Source organism: Paenibacillus wenxiniae, assembly GCF_039822605.1.
GTDB classification, from domain to species: domain Bacteria; phylum Bacillota; class Bacilli; order Paenibacillales; family Paenibacillaceae; genus Saccharibacillus; species Saccharibacillus wenxiniae.
In genome coordinates this window covers 686880-687303 of record NZ_JBCGUH010000001.1, presented here as the reverse complement: position 1 = coordinate 687303, position 424 = coordinate 686880, and the positions used below count along the sequence as shown (strand labels likewise).

At 46.2% G+C, this 424-nt stretch carries 1 protein-coding gene; it reads left to right on the top strand.

The genetic code is table 11. The features are described from left to right. Positions 1-424: glycoside hydrolase family 68 protein (locus AAHF22_RS02860; protein WP_347323450.1), on the top strand; the 424-nt coding region annotated here is incomplete at both ends.

Below are 424 nucleotides of genomic sequence, written 5' to 3'. Positions count from 1 at the left end.
GATCGTATTCGGTCTGGCTGGTGATCCAAAAGTATCTTCTGATACGTTTATCTATCTATTTTACAAAAAAGCAGAAGACCAATCACTAGATGCCTGGAAAAATGCTGGCCGTGTGTTCAAAGATACCGACAAGCTGGTGCCAAACGATCCGATTCTGAACCATCAAGCAGAAGAATGGTCTGGCTCGGCAACGATGACGAAGGATGGCAAAGTACGTCTGTTTTATACGAACCGTCATCCGTGGGATGCCGATCAAGGCTTCTTCGGTAAACAAACGCTCACAACAGCACAGATCAACGTATCCGAGCCAGCTGCTGGTACACTGAAAGTCGACGGCGTGGAAGATTTCAAATCGATCTTTGATGGCGATGGCAAAATGTATCAGACTGTGAATCAAGCGTTTAGCGGCGGTGACTATTCTGAT